General features: G+C 39.8%; 17 protein-coding genes and 1 riboswitch. Of the genes, 1 reads left to right on the top strand and 16 read right to left on the bottom strand.

What is annotated here, in order from left to right:
* Positions 1 to 3: 3 nt before the first annotated feature.
* The 15 genes from sdhA to zapA form a co-directional block, all read right to left on the bottom strand.
* Positions 4 to 1,752, bottom strand: coding sequence for a succinate dehydrogenase flavoprotein subunit (gene sdhA, locus BBI08_RS06845; protein ID WP_008496505.1), 1,749 nt, complete (start codon positions 1,750 to 1,752; stop codon positions 4 to 6).
* Positions 1,753 to 1,797: 45 nt separating this feature from the next.
* Positions 1,798 to 2,412 (bottom strand): succinate dehydrogenase cytochrome b558 subunit, encoded by a 615-nt coding sequence (locus BBI08_RS06840; protein WP_008496504.1) that lies wholly within the window; start codon positions 2,410 to 2,412, stop codon positions 1,798 to 1,800.
* Positions 2,413 to 2,766: 354 nt separating this feature from the next.
* Positions 2,767 to 4,029, bottom strand: coding sequence for an aspartate kinase (locus tag BBI08_RS06835; protein WP_008496503.1), 1,263 nt, complete (start codon positions 4,027 to 4,029; stop codon positions 2,767 to 2,769).
* 126 nt (positions 4,030 to 4,155) lie between these two features.
* A riboswitch (Lysine riboswitch) is annotated at positions 4,156 to 4,330 on the bottom strand.
* Positions 4,331 to 4,366: 36 nt separating this feature from the next.
* Positions 4,367 to 6,163 carry an excinuclease ABC subunit UvrC gene (uvrC, locus tag BBI08_RS06830; RefSeq protein WP_065527887.1) on the bottom strand — a complete coding sequence of 599 codons (1,797 nt, stop codon included), beginning with the start codon at positions 6,161 to 6,163 and terminating at the stop codon, positions 4,367 to 4,369.
* A 51-nt stretch (positions 6,164 to 6,214) separates the two neighbouring features.
* A complete protein-coding gene (gene trxA, locus BBI08_RS06825; RefSeq protein WP_008431421.1) occupies positions 6,215 to 6,529 on the bottom strand; it encodes a thioredoxin in 315 nt (104 codons plus the stop codon).
* A 203-nt stretch (positions 6,530 to 6,732) separates the two neighbouring features.
* On the bottom strand, positions 6,733 to 7,698 hold the full coding sequence (locus tag BBI08_RS06820; RefSeq protein ID WP_008496502.1) for an electron transfer flavoprotein subunit alpha/FixB family protein: 966 nt from the start codon (positions 7,696 to 7,698) through the stop codon (positions 6,733 to 6,735).
* 120 nt (positions 7,699 to 7,818) lie between these two features.
* The gene (locus BBI08_RS06815) at positions 7,819 to 8,592 is read right to left on the bottom strand and encodes an electron transfer flavoprotein subunit beta/FixA family protein (RefSeq protein WP_008496501.1); all 774 of its coding nucleotides are present in this window, start codon (positions 8,590 to 8,592) and stop codon (positions 7,819 to 7,821) included.
* 20 nt (positions 8,593 to 8,612) lie between these two features.
* The gene (locus BBI08_RS06810) at positions 8,613 to 9,386 is read right to left on the bottom strand and encodes an enoyl-CoA hydratase (RefSeq protein WP_008496500.1); all 774 of its coding nucleotides are present in this window, start codon (positions 9,384 to 9,386) and stop codon (positions 8,613 to 8,615) included.
* A 17-nt stretch (positions 9,387 to 9,403) separates the two neighbouring features.
* Positions 9,404 to 10,033 (bottom strand): fatty acid metabolism transcriptional regulator FadR, encoded by a 630-nt coding sequence (locus tag BBI08_RS06805; RefSeq protein WP_065527886.1) that lies wholly within the window; start codon positions 10,031 to 10,033, stop codon positions 9,404 to 9,406.
* Positions 10,034 to 10,111: 78 nt separating this feature from the next.
* The gene (locus BBI08_RS06800; RefSeq protein WP_008496497.1) at positions 10,112 to 11,803 is read right to left on the bottom strand and encodes a long-chain-fatty-acid--CoA ligase; all 1,692 of its coding nucleotides are present in this window, start codon (positions 11,801 to 11,803) and stop codon (positions 10,112 to 10,114) included.
* Between the two features lie 247 nt (positions 11,804 to 12,050).
* The gene (locus tag BBI08_RS06795; RefSeq protein ID WP_008496496.1) at positions 12,051 to 12,464 is read right to left on the bottom strand and encodes a DUF350 domain-containing protein; all 414 of its coding nucleotides are present in this window, start codon (positions 12,462 to 12,464) and stop codon (positions 12,051 to 12,053) included.
* A 23-nt stretch (positions 12,465 to 12,487) separates the two neighbouring features.
* Complete coding sequence (locus tag BBI08_RS06790; RefSeq protein WP_008496495.1) at positions 12,488 to 14,848, bottom strand: endonuclease MutS2; 2,361 nt, start codon at positions 14,846 to 14,848, stop codon at positions 12,488 to 12,490.
* A gap of 56 nt (positions 14,849 to 14,904) precedes the next feature.
* Positions 14,905 to 16,614 carry a DNA polymerase/3'-5' exonuclease PolX gene (gene polX, locus BBI08_RS06785; protein ID WP_065527885.1) on the bottom strand — a complete coding sequence of 570 codons (1,710 nt, stop codon included), beginning with the start codon at positions 16,612 to 16,614 and terminating at the stop codon, positions 14,905 to 14,907.
* Positions 16,615 to 16,670: 56 nt separating this feature from the next.
* Positions 16,671 to 17,207 carry a CvpA family protein gene (locus BBI08_RS06780; protein WP_040850398.1) on the bottom strand — a complete coding sequence of 179 codons (537 nt, stop codon included), beginning with the start codon at positions 17,205 to 17,207 and terminating at the stop codon, positions 16,671 to 16,673.
* Positions 17,208 to 17,212: 5 nt separating this feature from the next.
* Positions 17,213 to 17,473 (bottom strand): cell division protein ZapA, encoded by a 261-nt coding sequence (gene zapA / locus BBI08_RS06775; protein WP_008432279.1) that lies wholly within the window; start codon positions 17,471 to 17,473, stop codon positions 17,213 to 17,215.
* 82 nt (positions 17,474 to 17,555) lie between these two features.
* Here zapA and rnhC point away from each other — a divergent pair, with 82 nt between their 5' ends.
* A complete protein-coding gene (gene rnhC / locus BBI08_RS06770; RefSeq protein ID WP_008496492.1) occupies positions 17,556 to 18,485 on the top strand; it encodes a ribonuclease HIII in 930 nt (309 codons plus the stop codon).
* Between the two features lie 146 nt (positions 18,486 to 18,631).
* Here the strand turns inward: rnhC and BBI08_RS06765 are convergent, their stop codons facing one another.
* Positions 18,632 to 19,591, bottom strand: a complete 960-nt coding sequence (locus BBI08_RS06765; protein ID WP_065527884.1) for a hypothetical protein — start codon at positions 19,589 to 19,591, stop codon at positions 18,632 to 18,634.
* Between the last annotated feature and the right edge of the window lie 10 nt (positions 19,592 to 19,601).

Raw genomic sequence — 19,601 nt, 5'->3', positions numbered from 1 at the left:
TAATTATGCTTTTGCTGAATAATCACGTTTACGCGGTGGAATCAACGATGTATCGACTTCTTCGTAATGGAAGATAGGTGCATCAAAGCCATTAAATTTAGCCATTGTCGTTTTCATGAATTCCTCATCGTTACGTTCCGGGAAATCCGGTTTGTAATGAGCTCCGCGACTTTCGTTGCGGTTAAGCGCTCCGATTGTGATTACACGAGCTAAATGAAGCATATTGCGCAATTGACGCGTAAACATTGCGCCTTGGTTACTCCAAAGTTGCGTATCCGTAATGCTGATATGGTTAAAGCGCTCAAGAAGTTCTTGGAGTTTTTCATCTGTCTTCTGCAAGCGATCGTTATAACGTACCACTGTTACATTATCCGTCATCCACTCGCCAAGTTCTTTATGAAGAACATAAGCGTTTTCTGTGCCGTCTAATGCTAAGATTTCTTCCCATTTACGTTTTTCTTCTGCTTCATGTTGTTCAAAAATCGTTGAAGGAAGATCTTCCGATAAGACATCAAGGGCATTTACATAGTCAAGAGCGTTTGGTCCTGCGACCATACCGCCGTAAATTGCTGAAAGCAATGAATTTGCGCCTAAACGGTTACCCCCGTGCTGAGAATAATCACATTCACCTGCTGCTAAAACACCAGGAATGCTTGTCATTTGGTGATCATCAACCCATAGTCCACCCATTGAATAATGAACAGCTGGGAAAATTTTCATCGGTACTTTACGTGGGTCATCACCTGTGAATTTCTCATAGATTTCGATGATTCCACCAAGTTTAATATCAAGCTCTTTAGGGTCTTTATGTGAAAGATCCAAATAAACCATGTTCTCGCCATTAATGCCGAGTTTTTGGTTAACGCAAACATCAAAAATTTCACGTGTTGCAATATCACGCGGAACTAAGTTTCCGTAAGCAGGGTATTTTTCTTCAAGGAAATACCAAGGCTTGCCGTCTTTATACGTCCAAATACGTCCGCCTTCTCCCCGAGCCGATTCTGACATTAAGCGCAGTTTATCGTCTCCAGGAATCGCTGTTGGGTGAATTTGGATAAATTCGCCGTTTGCGTAGTATGCGCCTTGTTGATAAACGATAGAAGCCGCAGAACCTGTGTTAATAACAGAGTTTGTCGATTTCCCGAAAATAATTCCCGGACCACCAGTCGCCATAATGATAGCATCTGCGCGGAACGATTTAATTTCCATTGTCGTCATATTTTGAGCTGTGATTCCTTTACCTACGCCCTGCTCGTCAAGAACAAGTCCAAGGAATTCCCAGCCTTCATATTTCGTGATAAGTCCGGCTACTTCGTAGCGACGAACTTGCTCATCTAGTGCATATAATAATTGCTGACCAGTAGTTGCACCGGCAAACGCTGTTCTATGGTACATTGTGCCACCAAAACGACGGAAATCTAAAAGACCTTCCGGCGTACGGTTGAACATAACGCCCATACGATCGAACATACGGATAATTCCAGGTGCTGCATCTGCCATTGCTTTCACGGGACGTTGATTCGCTAGGAAATCGCCTCCGTAGACAGTGTCATCAAAGTGAATATCTGGGGAATCCCCTTCACCTTTTGTATTGACCGCTCCGTTGATCCCGCCTTGTGCACATACTGAGTGGGACCGTTTAACGGGAACGATTGAAAATAAATCAGCGGGAGAGCCTGCTTCTGCAACTTTGATTGCTGCCATTAAACCAGCAAGGCCGCCTCCGACGATAGAAATTTTGCCCTTCGCCATGGTAGTATTCACTCCTCTTTTAGTTCACCAATGATTGAAACATTCTTAAACGAACGCAAACAATGCTCTGATACCAATAACCGATAACACAATAAATACTAGAAGTGTGAAATAAGTTGAATATTTTTGTGCTGCTGCAGATTGTGTAATTCCCCAAGTAACAAGGAAAGACCAAAGTCCGTTTGATAAGTGGAAAGTTGCTGACAACACACCAACAATGTAGAATGCTAACATCCATGGATTACTTAAGATGTTCTCCATCATGTTGAAATCTGCTTCAGCTGCATTTCCAATTGCCACTTGGAATCTTGTTTCAAAGACGTGCCAAGCGATAAAGACTACTAGGAAGACGCCTGTATAACGTTGTGCAACAAATAACATATTGCGCATATAGCTATAATGTCCAGGATTGTTCTTCGCAGTAAACGCTATGTATAGACCGTAAAATGCATGATACATGAGCGGCAAGTAAATGACAAAGATCTCCAAGAAAATAACGAATGGAAGATTTGCCATGAAATGAGATGCAGTATTAAATGCTTCTTCACCTTGTGTTGCAAAATGGTTGACGATTAAGTGCTGCGTTAAGAATAAACCAATAGGAATAATCCCTAACAATGAGTGCAGCCTGCGCATTAAAAATTCACGATTGTTATCCAAAATTTTACCCCCCTCAAAACTTTAATTGGTAGCGTTCAGAGCAGTCGTTTATTAGGAAAGCATCTGAAGCCACGCACCATCATGATACAATAATATGACATATTTATTGTACTCCCCCCCTTTAGGAGCGTCAAGGCAACGAATCTCTTTTAAGCACATAGTTATTACGTCTTTTAACGGCAATAAACAGGCGATTCCTTCTAAATGGTTGTGAAATGTAAACGTTTTAATAGTTTTGGGCTAAAAAGCGATTCTCTAATTGAGAATCGCTTTTTCTGACTAATCTACTGGGTTCACTCATGTCGCGATTGTGATCTAGTTACAATTGAGAATTTGAACATTTTGTGAATATTTTCACGAACTAGTATTTAAAGAGAACTTTGACGTATCTTCAATCAATTCTTCTTCGGACAAACCATACGCATTATGCAAAGCATTTGCAGATTTCGTCATCTCTATTTCTGGTACCACTACTGAAATTTTAATTTCAGATGTGCTAACCATTTTAACCGGAATTTCTTCGCTTCTTAAAATATCAAACATACGAGCGGCAACTCCTGGGTTTGATACCATACCTGAACCTACTATTGAAACTTTTGATAACGCAACTTCCACATTCATTGAGAGAAAACCAATTTCCTCTTGGGACTCCATTAACACACGGCGCGTTTCTTCAAGACTTTCTTGACTGATTGAAAAAGAAACCGAAGGCGGAAATTCATCGCTGATGCTTTGGACGATGATATCAACATCAATTTGGTTTTCCGCAAGCTTATTAAAAATATTGGCGAGTGAGCCGTTAAAAGGCTTTTTATAAGTTACAGTGACACGCGCGACTCCCGGTTCAAATGCCACACCTCTAACGATTAAGTTGGTTTCCATAGTGATCACCTCTTGTATGATTGTGCCAGGCTCGTCTGAATAACTTGCTCTGACAGATAATGGTACATGATTATTTTTTGCGAATTCTACTGCACGGGGATGCAACACACCCGCTCCGAGGTTAGCCAATTCTAACATCTCATCATAAGAAATTTGTTGAAGTTTCCGTGCACCCGTCACATATCTTGGATCAGACGTATAAACACCATTAACATCTGTATAAATTTCACATTTCTCTGCTTTTAATGCAGCTGCAAGTGCCACTGCTGTTGTATCTGACCCACCTCTACCTAGAGTGGTAATATTGCCGATTTTATCTACTCCTTGGAATCCTGCGACGACACAAAAATAGCCGTTTTCCAATACACGTTCGAGGCGTTCTGTATGAATCTGTTCAATGCGCGCATTGCGCGGAACCGATTCGGTTTCGATTCCCGCTTGCCAGCCGGTAAATGATAAAGCTTCATGACCTAATTTTTTAAAAGCCATCGCCAATAAAGAAATGGTTACTTGCTCTCCTGTAGCTAATAGCATATCCATTTCACGCTTTGGTGGCTCTGAAGAAATTTCTCCAGCTAAGCCAAGCAACGTGTCTGTCGTTTTGCCCATCGCCGAAACGACAATAACGACACGCTTACCTTTCTCTTTTTCACGAATCGCTCTTTTTGCCACACCAATAATTTTTTCTGGTGTTGCAACAGATGTACCACCAAACTTCATAACGATTGTTTTCATTCCATCCACTCCCACATTTAGTATGTGGCCCTCAAAATGACTAGCGATTTACCTACTAGACACAAAAAGAGGCAGCTCACCGCAAACGCGGCAAACTACCTCTTTTATCATGTACGAAAAACGTCCATGTGAGATAGCCCTCCAGAGATTGACTCTGACAGCCCTGCACTTCTTAAATGCAGAACCAGCATGCGCAATAGCAGTAAAACGCACACTTCGGCGATCGCCCCTTTCACCATCCATCTCAGATTCTGCAAATCTCCGAATGCTTACTATTGACGTTCGCGCCTCTATCATCACTTTTCCAAGTGATTTAATTATTCACTACAATACCACGTTATGATTCACTTGGCAATGTATCTTCTGCAAAATGCTTTTCGATGGACTGTGCCAAAGCTTCAGGCATTCCTGCTTCTTTAATTTCTTCTACGGACGCTTCTTTAATTTTTTTGACAGATCCAAAATGTTTCAGTAATTGCTGTTTACGTTTTGGACCTACTCCTTGTAGCCCATCAAGTGCAGATTGAATTGAATTTTTGCCCCGCAATTGACGGTGGAACGTAATAACAAAACGGTGAACTTCGTCTTGGATTCGTTGCAACAAGTAAAAAGCTTCACTGGTCCGTTTAAGCGGCACAATTTCAGCTGGTGAACCGTATAGCAACTGTGAAGTCTGATGCTTAGCGTCTTTTGCAAGACCTGCAATGGGAATCGACAAGCCAAGTTCGTCTTCTAAAATTTCACGCGCCGACTCCATTTGCCCTTTTCCTCCATCGATGACGATCAAATCCGGCAAAGGCAAACCATCTTTTAATACACGTGAATAACGTCGACGAATCACTTCACGCATCGCCGCGTAATCATCAGGCTTTGATGCATTGCGTGTTTTGTATTTACGATAGTCTTTTTTAGATGGTTTACCGTCAATAAATGTGATCATCGCGGAAACAGCGTCAGCACCTTGAATATGTGAGTTATCAAAAGCTTCGATACGTAAGGGCGTTTCGATATTCATCGCTTCTCCTAAATCTACACAGGCACCAATTGTTCTTTCTTCTTGACGCTCTAACAGCTGAAATTTTTCTTTAATCGCCACTTCGGCATTTTTTTTAGCTAACGCCACTAATTCTTTTTTCTTGCCACGTTGCGGAACAAGCACACGGACACCGAGCCACTCTTTCAGCATATCCGGATCATCCGCTTCTGGAATTAGAATTTCACTCGGTTTTACATGATTGGCTTTTTCGTAAAATTGACCAAGAAAAGTTAAAAACTCTTCTTCTGGATCACGGTAAAGCGGGAATAACGAGACGTCCCGTTCAATCAATTTACCTTGACGGACAAAAAAGACTTGTACGCACATCCATCCTTTATCCACTGCATACGCAAAAACATCGCGATTGGTGAAATCGTTCATCGCCATGTTTTGTTTTTCCATAACAGTTTCAATCATATTGATTTGATCACGGTATTCTTTCGCGCGTTCAAATTCCAGATTTTCTGCCGCTTCAGACATTTTTTCGGTCAATTGTTCTTTTACTTCACGGAATCCACCATTCAAGAACTTCGTAATTCCATCAATCAATTCTTGATAGGTCTCTTTTTCAACTGGTTTTACACATGGTGCTAAACATTGCCCCAAATGGTAATACAAGCATACGCGGTCTGGCATGGTATGACATTTACGTAACGGGTACAACCGGTCTAATAACTTTTTCGTTTCTGCCGCTGCGTATGCATTGGGATAAGGTCCAAAGTATTTACCCTTGTCTTTTTTCACTTGTCTTGTCGTAATCAGTTTGGGATGACGTTCTCCTGTAATTTTCAAATACGGATAGCTTTTATCATCTTTTAACATAATATTGTATTTCGGGTCGTATTTTTTGATCAAGTTCAATTCTAGAATTAGCGCTTCTTTATCAGAAGACGTAATAATGTATTCAAAATCGATAATTTCGTTAACCAAACGCTGCGTTTTTGTATCGTGACTGCCTGTAAAATAAGAGCGCACACGATTTTTTAACACTTTTGCTTTCCCGACATAAATAACAGTATTTTGACGATCTTTCATCAAATAACAGCCGGGTTGGTCAGGCAATATTGCCAATTTATGTCGAATCAATTCATTTGCCATGTTTATCACCCTATTAAAAAACCGGGTACCATCGCTGGACCCGGTTAAGAATTATGCGTGTTTTTCAACCAATTCAGCTAATGCTTCTTTTGGTCGGAAACCAACTACTTTATCAACTGTTTCGCCGTCTTTCATCAATAGTAAAGTTGGAATTGACATAATGCCATAGTTTCCAGCTGTTTCTTGGTTTTGATCGACATCAACTTTTACGATTTTTACTTTATCGCTCATTTCAGCGTCTAATTCTTCTAGCACCGGAGCGATCATTTTACATGGTCCGCACCAAGTTGCCCAAAAATCTACTAAAACGAGTCCTTCTGATACTTCTTGTGAAAAGTTCTGATCTGTACCGTGTACAATTGCCATGAATAATTCCTCCTTATGATTAACCAAACTATATACAGAGTATAGCATGTGCCAAAAACACTAGCTATTTTTTTGCCTACTCTTTTATTACCCTCATTTAGTCCGAGTAAACGGCGGGATTTTGGCTTTGCGCGCTCTTAAAATCGATAAACAAAAACAGGTAGAGAAAGTTACGTAACTTTCTCTACCTGTTTAAATTCGGTTTACATCACTTTTTTAAACTCTTCTGTTAGCATTGGAATGACTTCGAACAAGTCACCAACGATTCCGTAATCTGCTACTTTAAAGATGTTTGCTTCTGGGTCTTTGTTGATTGCTACGATAACTTTTGAGTTAGACATACCCGCCATATGCTGGATTGCTCCAGAAATACCAGCTGCGATATACAAGTCAGGCGTTACGACTTTACCTGTTTGTCCAATTTGTAGTGAGTAATCGCAATAATCCGCGTCACATGCTCCGCGAGATGCACCAACAGCACCACCAAGAAGATTTGCAAGTTCTTGTAGAGGTTCGAATCCTTCCGTACTCTTCACACCACGACCTCCAGCTACGATTACTTTCGCTTCCGAAAGATCGACACCTTCAGTTGATTTGCGAACAACGTTTTTAATAATTGTGCGCAAGTTTGTGATATCAACAGATAGAGAGCTTACATCACCTGTGCGATCTTGTTTTTCAAGAGGTGCAATATTGTTCGCACGCACTGTAATAAAGTCAATACCGTCTTTGAGTTTTACTTTCTCAAATGCTTTACCTGAGAAGATTGGACGAATAAATACGGCATCGTCGCCTTCGCCTTCAATGTCCGTTACATCTGAAATTAATCCAGCTTGTAATTTAGAAGCAATTTTTGGTGCCAAGTCTTTGCCAACTGCTGTATGACCAAAAACAAGTCCTTCTGGGCTTTCTTGTTCAACGACTGCCATGAATGCTTGACCATAGCCGTCAGATGTATATGATTTCAAATGTGGATGTTCAACCGTAACAACACGATCAGCACCATACGCAACTAACTCAGCGCCGAAGTCTGCAACCGCATCCCCGATTAAAACTCCTACTACTTCACCGCCGCCAGAAATTTTCTTAGCAGCTGCAATTGCTTCAAATGAAACATTACGTAAAGCGCCTTCGCGCGTTTCGCCTAAAACTAATACTTTCTTCGCCATAGTCCGTTTACCCCCTAAGTAGATGTGAAAACTGTTCCCGCTTTTACGAGATAGAAATTCATAGTGTTTATGAATTGATTTTTAAAATTTATAGTGAACCTTTAAGAGATTTGAAATTCATTAAATAACTTTCGCTTCGTTACGTAGCAAGCCAACTAGTTCAGTTACTTGGTTAGAAAGATCGCCTTCAAGAATACGGCCAGCTGCTTTTTTCGGTGGCAAGTAAATTTCGATTGTTTCTGTTTTCGCTTCAACATCTTCTTCTTCGATATCTAAATCATCCAGTTCCAATTCTTCAAGCGGTTTTTTCTTCGCTTTCATGATGCCTGGAAGTGATGGGTAACGTGGTTCGTTTAAGCCTTGTTGAGCTGTTACAAGAAGCGGTAATGAAGTTTCTAATTCTTCTGAATCGCCTTCAATGTCACGAACGATTGATACTTTTTCGCCATCAATGCTTAAGCTAGTAATCGTCGTCACATAATTGATGCCAAGTAAATCAGCAACACGTGGTCCGACTTGTCCAGATCCACCATCGATTGCTACGTTACCTGCTAAAATCAAATCTGCTTTTTTGTCTTTCAAATATTCAGCCAGTATGTATGCAGAAGTAAATTGATCCATTTCTTCAACATCGTCTTCTGTATTGATTAATACGGCTTTGTCAGCACCCATAGCTAATGCTGTGCGAAGCTGTTTCTCTGCTTCATCATTACCGATTGTAATTACTGTGACTTCTCCGCCGTGTGCGTCGCGGACAGTGATTGCTTCTTCAATTGCGTACTCATCGTATGGATTAATGATGAATTCCGCACCGTCTTCCTGGATTTTCCCACCTGAAACAACGATTTTCTCTTCTGTGTCAAACGTACGTTTTACTAATACATAAATGTTCATGAACGTAAACCTCCCAAGTATTATTTCCCTTTAAATTGTGCTTCACGTTTTTCCAGAAATGCCTGGATTCCTTCTTTAGCATCTTCTGAAACAAATACTGTTCCAAAAGACTGCGCTTCTGCATCTACACCTTCATAATAGGATGCAGGTTTTGAATACTGCAACATTTGAATTGCCGCTTTAACAGAAACCGGACTTTTCTTCGCAATTTTCCGCGCAATTGTAAGCGTTTCCGAAAGTAAGTCTTCTTCTGCATATGCACGGTTAGCTAAACCATATTGCGCAGCTTCTGTTCCAGTGATTGGATCACTCGTCAATAACATTTCAGCTGCTTTCGCTGCGCCTACATATCTCGGCAATCGCTGTGTTCCAGCAAAACCGGGAATCAACCCTAGTTGAAGCTCCGGTAATCCTAGTTTAGCATTTTCAGTGACAAATCGCATGTGACAACTCATTGCCAATTCCAATCCACCACCTAAAGCTGCCCCATGAATTGCCGCTATGACTGGCTTATGGAACGTTTCAACTCGTTCAAAAACTTCCTGGCCACTCGCTGACAACTTCGAAAATTCTTCTCCTGAAGAAACTTGCGTAAACTCTTTAATGTCTGCTCCTGCAGAAAAGAACCTTCCTTCTCCGTGCAAGACAATAACGCGAACTTCATCATCATTCTCCACTTGGTTCAATAATTCATCCACTTCTAAAATAAGCGAACGCGATAGCGCATTTGCCGGTGGACGATTAATCGTCGCAATAGCTACACCATCTTCTTTTTTCCAACTAATAAATTCCATCTAATGAGCCCCTTTCTTTAAGCTTGCATACCTTTCAGCAGCAAACGATGAACTTGTGGTGCGAGGTCAACTAAATTGTATTTATGTTCATTCATGACCCAGGTTGTTATGGTCTCATCCATTGTACCAAAAACCATCTGTCTAGCTAAACGAATATCCATATTTTCATCAAATTCTCCGTCATTCATACCTTGAATCAGAATTTTATCCATCAATTTTAAATATTCTCGAAGCACATTATTAATTTTCGTACGAAGTTCATGATTTGACTGACGCAACTCTAATTGCGTAACTATCGCCAAGTGAATATCGCTTGCTAACAAGTCAAAATGACTTTCGATCATTAATCCCAACTTAGTTGAGGCACTCAAGTCACGTGCGATAATTTGTTCGAGTTTATCAACAAAAATGCCCATCTTTTCTTGAAATACAGAAATCAAAATGTCTTCCTTGTTTTCAAAATACAAATAAATGGTTCCGTCAGCCACCCCTGCTTGTTTAGCTATTTTCGAAACTTGCGCCTGATGATAGCCATTTTCAGCAATGACAATAACTGCCGCATCTATAATTTGCTTATATTTCGGCTTATTTCTTTTCTCCACTACGTCACCACCCAAAAAAATATGAAAATATGAATGGCGATTCATTCATATTTTCATATTATAGTGTATTTTATAAAGTGTCAAGTTTTATCAGCTAGTACGCATAAGGCTAACAAAGGCCGTTTATGACGGTACAGCTTCGTTTTGTTTAGCAACTTCTTCATCCACTAACGAACGGCGTAGAATTTTACCAATTGCTGTTTTCGGTAATTCTTTGCGGAACTCATATACGCGCGGCACTTTAAATGAAGCTAGCTGCTCCCGACAATACGCATTAAGTTCTTCTTCTGTTACAGTATACCCTTCTTTCAAGACGATGTAAGCTTTTACTGTTTCGCCCCGATATGGATCTGGAATTCCGGCTACTACGCATTCTTGCACAGCTTCGTGTTCATATAAAACTTCTTCAATTTCGCGTGGATAAATATTAAAACCACCCGCGATAATCATGTCTTTTTTACGATCGACGATAAAGAAATGTCCTTCGTCATCCATGTATCCAAGATCTCCAGTGAGTAACCAGCCGTCAACGATGGTAGCAGCCGTTTCTTCAGGCTTGTTCCAATACCCTTTCATCACTTGAGGTCCTTGAATCGCAATTTCACCGATTTCACCATTTGGAATCGGAATTGTAGTACCTGTTTGGAAAATCTTACAATCTGTATCTGGGTATGGTATTCCGACAGAACCTTTTATCCGCTCTCCCCACACTAAATTGGAATGCGTAACTGGAGAAGTTTCAGTTAATCCATAACCTTCAACTAACTTCCCACCTGTTAATGCTTCAAATTTTTCTTGTACTTCTGCAGGTAGTGGTGCAGAACCACTCATACAAGCTTCTATAGAAGATAAGTCGTATTTCGCAATATCAGGATGACTCATCAACCCAATATACAAAGTTGGCGCACCTGGGAACAAAGTAGGTTTTTGCTTATTAATCGTTTTCAATGCCGTTTCAGGATCAAATTTTGGTAAGAGAACCATTTTATTTCCTAGCATAACGGAAAGGATCAATACCGTCGTTAAGCCATAAACATGGAATAATGGGATAATGCCCATAATGGTTTCTTCGCCTTTTTTGCATTTATACAGCCAGCTATCACACATTGTCGCATTCGAGATTAAGTTTTTATGCGTCAACATGACTCCTTTTGGAGAACCGGTTGTTCCTCCTGTATATTGAAGCAAAGCTAAATCTTCTTCAAAATCAAAAGGGGTTTCCACAACAGTTGGTTGGGCCGTTTTCATGATTTCAGTGAACAAATGATTAATGCCTCTATGTTCGACTTTAACCGTCATGCCATATTGCTTTTTCTGGATAAACGGATAAACAAGATTTTTAGGAAATGTCAAATAATCTTTAATCCCTGTCACAATGACATTTTCCAATTGTGTTTCTTTTATCGCTTTCGAAATTCTTGGGAACAAAATATCTAAGCTGATAATCGCTTTTGCTCCAGAATCATTCATTTGATAGACGATTTCACGTTCAGTATAAAGCGGGTTTGTCATAACGACAATACCACCAGCATACAATATACCGTAAAAGCTAATCACTGCTTGTGGACAGTTTGGCAACATAATTGAAACTCGGTCACCTTTTTTAATGCCAAGCTTTTGTAGATAATTGGCGAACTTCATAGAAGACTGATACAGTTCTTCGTAAGAAAGTTCTTTCCCCATAAAGTGAACTGCTACTTTTTGTGGGTATTTTTTGTAAGCCTGCGTCAAATATTCTTGTACAGGCATACTTGGATAGGTCAGCGTATGGGGCACTTCTGGTGGATAATGCGCGAGCCAAGGCTTTTCAGTCATTCTTTTGACCTCCTAATTTTTGATAGAATCGTGCGAATATTCCTATTTTTCATTATAGAGAATAATGATACCGCTTACAACTCTATTTCTTTAAGCTACAAAAAATACTTTTTATTGCATATAAAAAAGCCAGCTAAAAAGCTGGCTTTAATCATTATAAAAGAAACAAGAAAATAATCCCTACAATCATGAAGATTGCACAAAAAACAAATAATATTTTAATGAGATTTTCCACAACGTCCAACTCCTATTGAATACTAGCGCCTATCACAAACGACAAGCCGACAGAAATAGTTAGCGAAATAAATCCAACTGAGCGATTATCTCGTTCAATTTCGTCATCCACTTTAAACTTCGGTGTCAAAAACTCAAACAAAATATAAGCAAATATTAGCAAAGTAAAACCGTATAGTCCCCACGCAACCATTTCGAACAATGAATTATGTTGCTCAATTGAAAAACGAAAAATATTGGTTACCCCAAATATTTTCCCGCCAGTAGCCATCGCTACCGCTAAGTTTCCTTTTTTGATTTGTTCCCAGTTATTGTACTTTGTCACCATTTCAAAAATTACCATAGCAACGATTAAACACATTACAACAACACTAAAATAGCCAGCTGACTCGACTAAAGGGTGTGTCCAAAATCCTGTTTCTGTCATTTCTTATACTCCTCTTCGGAAACTTACTTTAATTCAGCGACAGTGACACCAGAGCCGCCTTCACCTGCTTCACCAAAACGATAGCTCTTCACGCGTGGATGCTTTTTCAAATATTGCTGAACACCTTGGCGTAAGGCACCTGTTCCTTTTCCATGAATAATCGATACTTGGTGGTAATTTGATAATAACGCATCGTCTAAGTATTTTTCAACACGCGCCAATGCATCTTCGTATCGTTCACCACGCAAGTCAAGTTCCATTTTCACGTGACTATCACGGTCTTTCAACGTCGCCATAGTCCGCGTTTCTTTTTGCTTTTCTGGTTTTGTGAAAGATAAATCAGATTCAGGTAATTTCATCTTCAAAATACCAATTTGAACAATCCATTCATTTTTAGATACTTTTTCAACCAAAGTTCCTTTTTGTCCAAAAGAAATCACTTTAACTTCATCATTAGGCTGTAAAGGTTTCGCAGCGTTATCTTTTGCTGCTTTTTTCAAAATACGATTTTGAGGCATAGCGTCTTCTAATCGTTTTTTAGCATAGATCAATTCATGTTCTTTGACTGATGAACCTTGATTGAGTTGCATTTTGCGCAATTCCGATATAACAGATTCTGCTTCTGCTCTAGCTTCATCTACGATTTTCCGCGCTTTTTCTTTTGCTTTTTCTTCTCTTTGTTCTTTTTGTTTCTCATACTCTTCTAACTGCTGAGCCAACTCTTTTTTCAATTGTTCAGATTCTGACAACACTTCTTGTGTTCGTTCCGCATCTCGTTCTGCTTCACGACGACTTTTTTCAAGTGATGCAATCATTGAATCAACAGCTTTGCTATCTGTTCCTGTAAAGCTTTTCGCATGGCTAATAATATGCTCTGGCAATCCAAGACGCTTAGAAATTTCGAATGCATTGCTGCGTCCTGGCACACCTATTAATAACCTGTATGTTGGGCTTAATGTTTCCACGTCGAATTCTACACTCGCATTTGCGACACCCGGACGGTTAAAGCCATATGCTTTTAGTTCAGGATAATGTGTTGTCGCGATAACACGCGCACCTCTACCATGAACTTCATCCAGTAATGAAATTGCAAGTGCTGCTCCTTCTTGAGGATCTGTACCCGCTCCGAGTTCATCAAAAATAACCAACGAGTTTTCATCAAACTTTGTTAATATATCGACAATATTGACCATATGAGACGAGAATGTACTCAAACTTTGCTCAATCGACTGTTCATCTCCGATATCTGCAAATATTTGATCGAATACTGCAAGTTCAGAGCCATCAAGTGCCGGAACTGGTAAACCGGATTGCGCCATTAACGTTGCAAGCCCCACTGTTTTCAATGTTACCGTCTTACCACCGGTGTTCGGTCCAGTAATAACAATTGCCGTAATCTCTCGACCAAATTCAATATCGTTCGGCACCACTTCATCTCTTGGAATCATCGGGTGGCGTGCTTTTTTCAGATTAATATAGCCCTCTGTATTCATTGTTGGTTTGGTGCCTTTATGCGCTGAACCGTATTTAGCCTTTGCTAAGATCAAATCAATTTCACCAAGGACATCTACTAATACGAAGAGCTCATGAGCAACTTCCTGCACTTGCGCCGACAGCATCAATAAAATACGGTCAATTTCTTCTTTTTCTTTCATTTTCAATCGACGTACTTCGTTATTGGCTTGTACGACAGAATCTGGTTCGATAAACAAGGTTTGCCCAGATGAAGATTGGTCATGAACAATGCCACCGTAATGGCTACGGTATTCTTGTTTGACCGGAATAACAAAACGATCATTCCGAATGGTCACAATCGAATCCGACAACATTTTTGATGCATTTTTGCCGCGAACCAAACTTTCTAATCGTTCGCGGACACGGCTTTCCTGAGTACGTAACTGCTGACGAATCGAACGCAACTCTGTACTGGCACTGTCCAAAACACCACCATTGTCGTCGATGCAAACATTAATAGCATGTTCGAGCACCGTCAAAATTGGCATTGATTCTTTTTTCTCTAAAAAATGAGGAATTTGTACAACGTCTTCTTCTTGAATGGTTTCGAAAAATTGACGTAAAATGCGACTCGCCCGAACGGTAGACGATACTTCCATCAATTCCATCGGGCTCAAGCTCCCCCCAATTTGCGCTCTTCGCGCTTGAAGACGAATATCAAAAATTCCGCCCATCGGAACATTGTTTTTGACACGCAAAACTTGTGCGCCTTCATCCATTTGTTCTAACAGTCGATTAACTTGATTGATATCAGTAGAGGGCAATAAATTGTCTACATGTGCTTTCCCTAGTGATGAAGTGCAGTAACGAGCCACTTCATCCCGGATTTTATAAAATTCAAGTGTTCTTAATGCACGCTCTGCGATCATTTAAGAACCTCCTAACTTTGAATATATGATAAATCTTATAGTGTCTTAATGATTTGTTACTTCGACTTATTGATAAATGTTTTGAATTTTTCAAGTGACCATGTATTGACCACGTTGTCTTTTTTCAACCATGCTTTTTGTGCATGTTTGACCCCTGTCTCCATCACTTCTAAGCCTTCAATTGCATGAGCATCGGTGTTGATAGCGACTGGAACGCCTTTTTCTTGGGCCATCACTAAATACGGAACCGCCAAATCTAGGCGATACGGACTTGCATTTAACTCGACAATTTTGCCGTATTCTTTTGCCCAGTCTAAAATTTGTTCAACGTCCGGATTGTAACCCTCGCGTTGCCCTACTATTCTACCTGTCGGATGCGCAATCATGTGCACATTTGGGTTTTTCATCGCTGTTAAAATGCGATCCATTATTTGCTCTTGTGGTTGTTGGAAACTCGAATGGATGCTGGCAATGACAAAGTCTAATTGTTGAAGCATGTCATTATCAAAGTCTAAAGTAGCGTCAGGTAGAATATCCATCTCTGTACCTGATAACACTTCTATTTCTGAGTATTTCTTATTCAATTCACGAATTTGGCCATTTTGGTCAGTTAACCGCTCTGGAGTTAAGCCATTGGCAACTTTTAAATACTGCGAATGATCCGTGATGACCATGTATTGATACGATTTTGCTACACAAGCATCAATCATTTCCGTTAATGAGTTAGCACCGTCTGACCACGTTGTATGCATATGCAAGTCACTTACAATATCTTCAATCGTCACTAACTCTGGCAACTCTTCTAAACGATCGAGTTCACGTCCATCTTCACGAACCGATGGCGGAATAAAAGGCAAACCAAAATGAGCGAAAAACTCAGTTTCAGTAGAAAATGTCTGTATGCTACCGTCTTCTTGTTCCACGCCGTATTCACTAATTTTTTTGTTTTGCGATTTAGCCAATTGGCGCATTTTCACATTATGATCTTTGGACCCTGTGAAATGATGCAGCGCGGTCACAAATTCTTCCGGTGCCACCAATCGGAAATCCACATCAATCGGCTCTAAAACTTCCACAGTTACAGAAACTTTAGTGTCGCCAGAGGCGATGGTTTCTTGCACAGGCAAAGCTGCTAGTAATTGTTCTTTTACTTTTGCAGGTTCAGCTGTTGCAATAATAAAATCGATGTCTTTACTTGTTTCTTTTGTCCGGCGGAAACTGCCAGCAACCGAAAACTCGGTAACCTCCGCAATAGATGTTAAGACGTCTTTGATAAACGCCACTGTTTCTTCTGTTTTCCAAATAGGCTGACGGTCAGGTTTTGTTTCAAACTCATTCAGCTCTTTTAGAATTTTTTCTTCTGATTTCGGACCGAATCCTGGAAGCTTTTGGATTTCTCCATTCAGACATGCAGCTTTTAATGCTTCCATCGAATCAATACCTAATTCTTTGTACAGTTTGGCGATTTTCTTTCCACCCAACCCTTGAAGTTTCATCATTGGAATAAGCCCTTTTGGCACTTCTTCTTGAAGCTCTTCTAGAACTGTGGATTTATTGTCGTTAATCAGTTCAAGGATAACGTCACCTGTCCCTTTACCGATGCCTTTGAGTTTGGTCACGTCTTCAATTTCATCTAAGCTACGCTGATCTAGTTCTAGTGCTTGCGCGGCTTTTCGGAATGCCGATACTTTAAATGGGTTTTCCCCTTTAAGTTCCATATATAACGCAATTTTTTCAAGTGTTCTGATGATGATTTTCTTATTCACCAAAAGCCCTCCCCGTTTCGATTAAAAAAACTTCCCTCGTAAGAGAGAAGTTCCTACTACATATAAATATACCACCATTCTTTTACTTTCTCAGAGAAATAAGGTGTATGCTCGAGCATCGCTTGGGCAATTCCGGAATTCTCCAATTGGTTTTGTACCGCATCTATTGGGAGCAATGCAAATACATAAATGAAAATAAACAACAGTATGTATGCTTCGATAAAACCTAATACTGCACCGAGTACTTTGCTGAAAAAACCAAGTACCGGTAAATACTTTAAGAAATCAAACATGGATGCAAGCAATTGCAACGCAAATTTGACAACAAAGAAAATAACCGCAAATGCCAATAGCTGATAGAACGTTTGATCTAAGTCCAATTGGTCTACTACTAGCGTAAATTGGGAATTTTCGTTTATAGCTGGATAAGGAATCCACAGAACAAAGTATTCAGATAAGGGTTTGTAGTATTTATAAGCCGCGACTAAAGCAATTACAAAGCCAACCATATGAATCAACTGGACAACAAAACCTCTTTTTGCGCCCACGATGATGCCACCGATCAGTAAGACGAGTAAAAGTATATTAAGCATTCACGTCAACCTTTCAGTTTTTTCAATTCATTTTCTAATTGTTCTACTTGCTCTTTCAGTTTAAGATAGTCATGTACCGCATTTGATGCAGTCAAGACGGCAAGCTTCGCCTGATCTAGCGATGGATTTAAGGCATTAATCTCGCGCATTTTGCTGTCGACCATCGATGCCACAAGACGCATATGACCAGAAGTTTCGGTTCCAACCATTTTATAGGTGTTGCCATAGATGTCAACGACCGTGTGAATTTTATGTTGCTCTGACAATGCAATATCCCCCTTTGGAATTCTATAACCCATCATACCATGAACACAAGCCGATTGTGAATCAAAGAAAGGTGACTCGTCCATGTCTAATACTGTTCTGAAACTACCGGAGGAAAGTCTTCTCCAAGTGATTGCCCATTACCAGAAAAACAAAATTGCTTCAAAAAATCCATATGCACGATTTAGCGCAAAACTAACAGACACTGTCGTGACCGTTTACACCTCTGGAAAAGTCATGTTTCAAGGAAACGGCGCAGATCGTGAAGCGGCAAAATGGGGAACTGTTCCTGCTTCCACCAAAGTTGTCTCGACAAAAGGTGATAAACTGCCGGAAGGCTTTGCCAAACGCTCAGTACTTGGATCTGACGAAACAGGTACGGGTGACTTTTTCGGCCCAATTACTGTTGCAGCCTGCTACGTGCCTGCAGACAAAGTTGAACTCGCTTATGAACTCGGCGTTAAAGATTCTAAGCAGTTAACTGATGACTGGATGCGTAAAGTCGCACCCGATTTAAAAGAAGCATTTACTCATAGTGTGCTCACTTTAAATAATGACAAATACAATAAAGTTCAAGCACAAGGCTGGTCACAAGGGAAAATTAAAGCATTGCTTCACAACCAAGCACTCAAGCACGTACTCGCTAAAATTGCACCTGAGAAACCGGAAGCTATTCTGATTGACCAATTTGCTGAACGTGCGATTTACTATAAACACATTAAAGACGAAACCGAAATTATTCGAGAAAATGTCTTATTCTCTACAAAAGCAGAAGGTCTTCACGTATCCGTGGCTTGTGCATCGATCATTGCCCGTGTGGCGTTTTTAGATGAAATGGACCGGATGAGCACAGAAGCTGGAGTCACTTTACCTAAAGGTGCTGGAAAGATTGTAGATGAGGCTGCTGCTAAGATCCTTTTAAAGCACGGAGAAGATTATTTAAAAGGATTAACAAAATTTCATTTTGCTAATACGAAAAAGGCGATTGGGTTAGCTGCTAAACGACGGAAGTAAGGTTTTTGGCATAGAAAAAGCTCTCTTGAACAGTAAACCAAATGAGCCGGCTTCATTATTACGAGCTGGTACTTGGCTTAGGTAAGAGAGCTTGCTATTTTCTATGGCATAAAACTACTATCAATAATCCTATATAGAACGAGTTATTAATTTACAAAATAATCTACTTCAGTTTCACCATTAAAATCCCATATTGGCGTTAGCACACCAGGTTTAGGGCTAGATAAAGTACATTCTCCTCCATTATAGGAATATTTGCTTCCTGAAGGAACTTTAGCAAATTTTTTCGTTACTTTCACTCCGTTTACATACTCGTTACCTGAAACGAATAATCTACTATTGCTAGATGAATATGTATAAGAATTAAAGTAAATATCACCATATACAAAAATATAAACTTTATTTCCAACATTTATTCCTTCAAGTACAACTAAATCACCTCTAACTACTAAACAACCGTGATTTTGAAAATATATATCTTTGTCTACATACAAATTTCTTTGAATTAATATGTCATTACCACCACTAGAATTCCCAGTTTCTCCTCGTACTTCCCCCATTACTTGAAGACTATTTTCAGTTTGTCTATATACACCATTCATAAATATCCCACTTGAATTTACTATTTTTAAAGTATCATCATAATCAATAGGCTTTGGTATTTCACCAGAATTCAAGGTGTTGCCACGCTTGTTTTTCACATAAAGTTTAGCTTTGATTTTATCTTCTCGATCCAAGTAATCCCCTTTACTTATTACAGAAATTGAAAAATCTCCATTTGTTAAACTACATTGCACATCCGTTGTATTTACGACATAACGAGATTTACCATCCTCTGATGTTCCAGATACTGCTTTTGTTAAATCAGCACAAGAGAGATTCACTTTTCGAGGATTTAATTTTACCGTTTCAGCAAGCTCCGCTTTATAATGTAAAACCCCCATCTCTGCTTGATGTCTTGCTCCAACTTGTTTTTCTTTCATACTAAATTGCTTTGCTGCATTCATATTCATGGTAAATAAGCCCATCCCCATAATTGTAAAAAGAACAACGAGAAGCATAACAAATAATAAAGCATAGCCTTTCTCATTTCGAATTGGCTTCAATTAGCCCACC

It is taken from the genome of Planococcus halocryophilus (assembly GCF_001687585.2).
GTDB lineage: Bacteria > Bacillota > Bacilli > Bacillales_A > Planococcaceae > Planococcus > Planococcus halocryophilus.
This window is presented reverse-complemented; position numbering and strand designations above follow the sequence as displayed.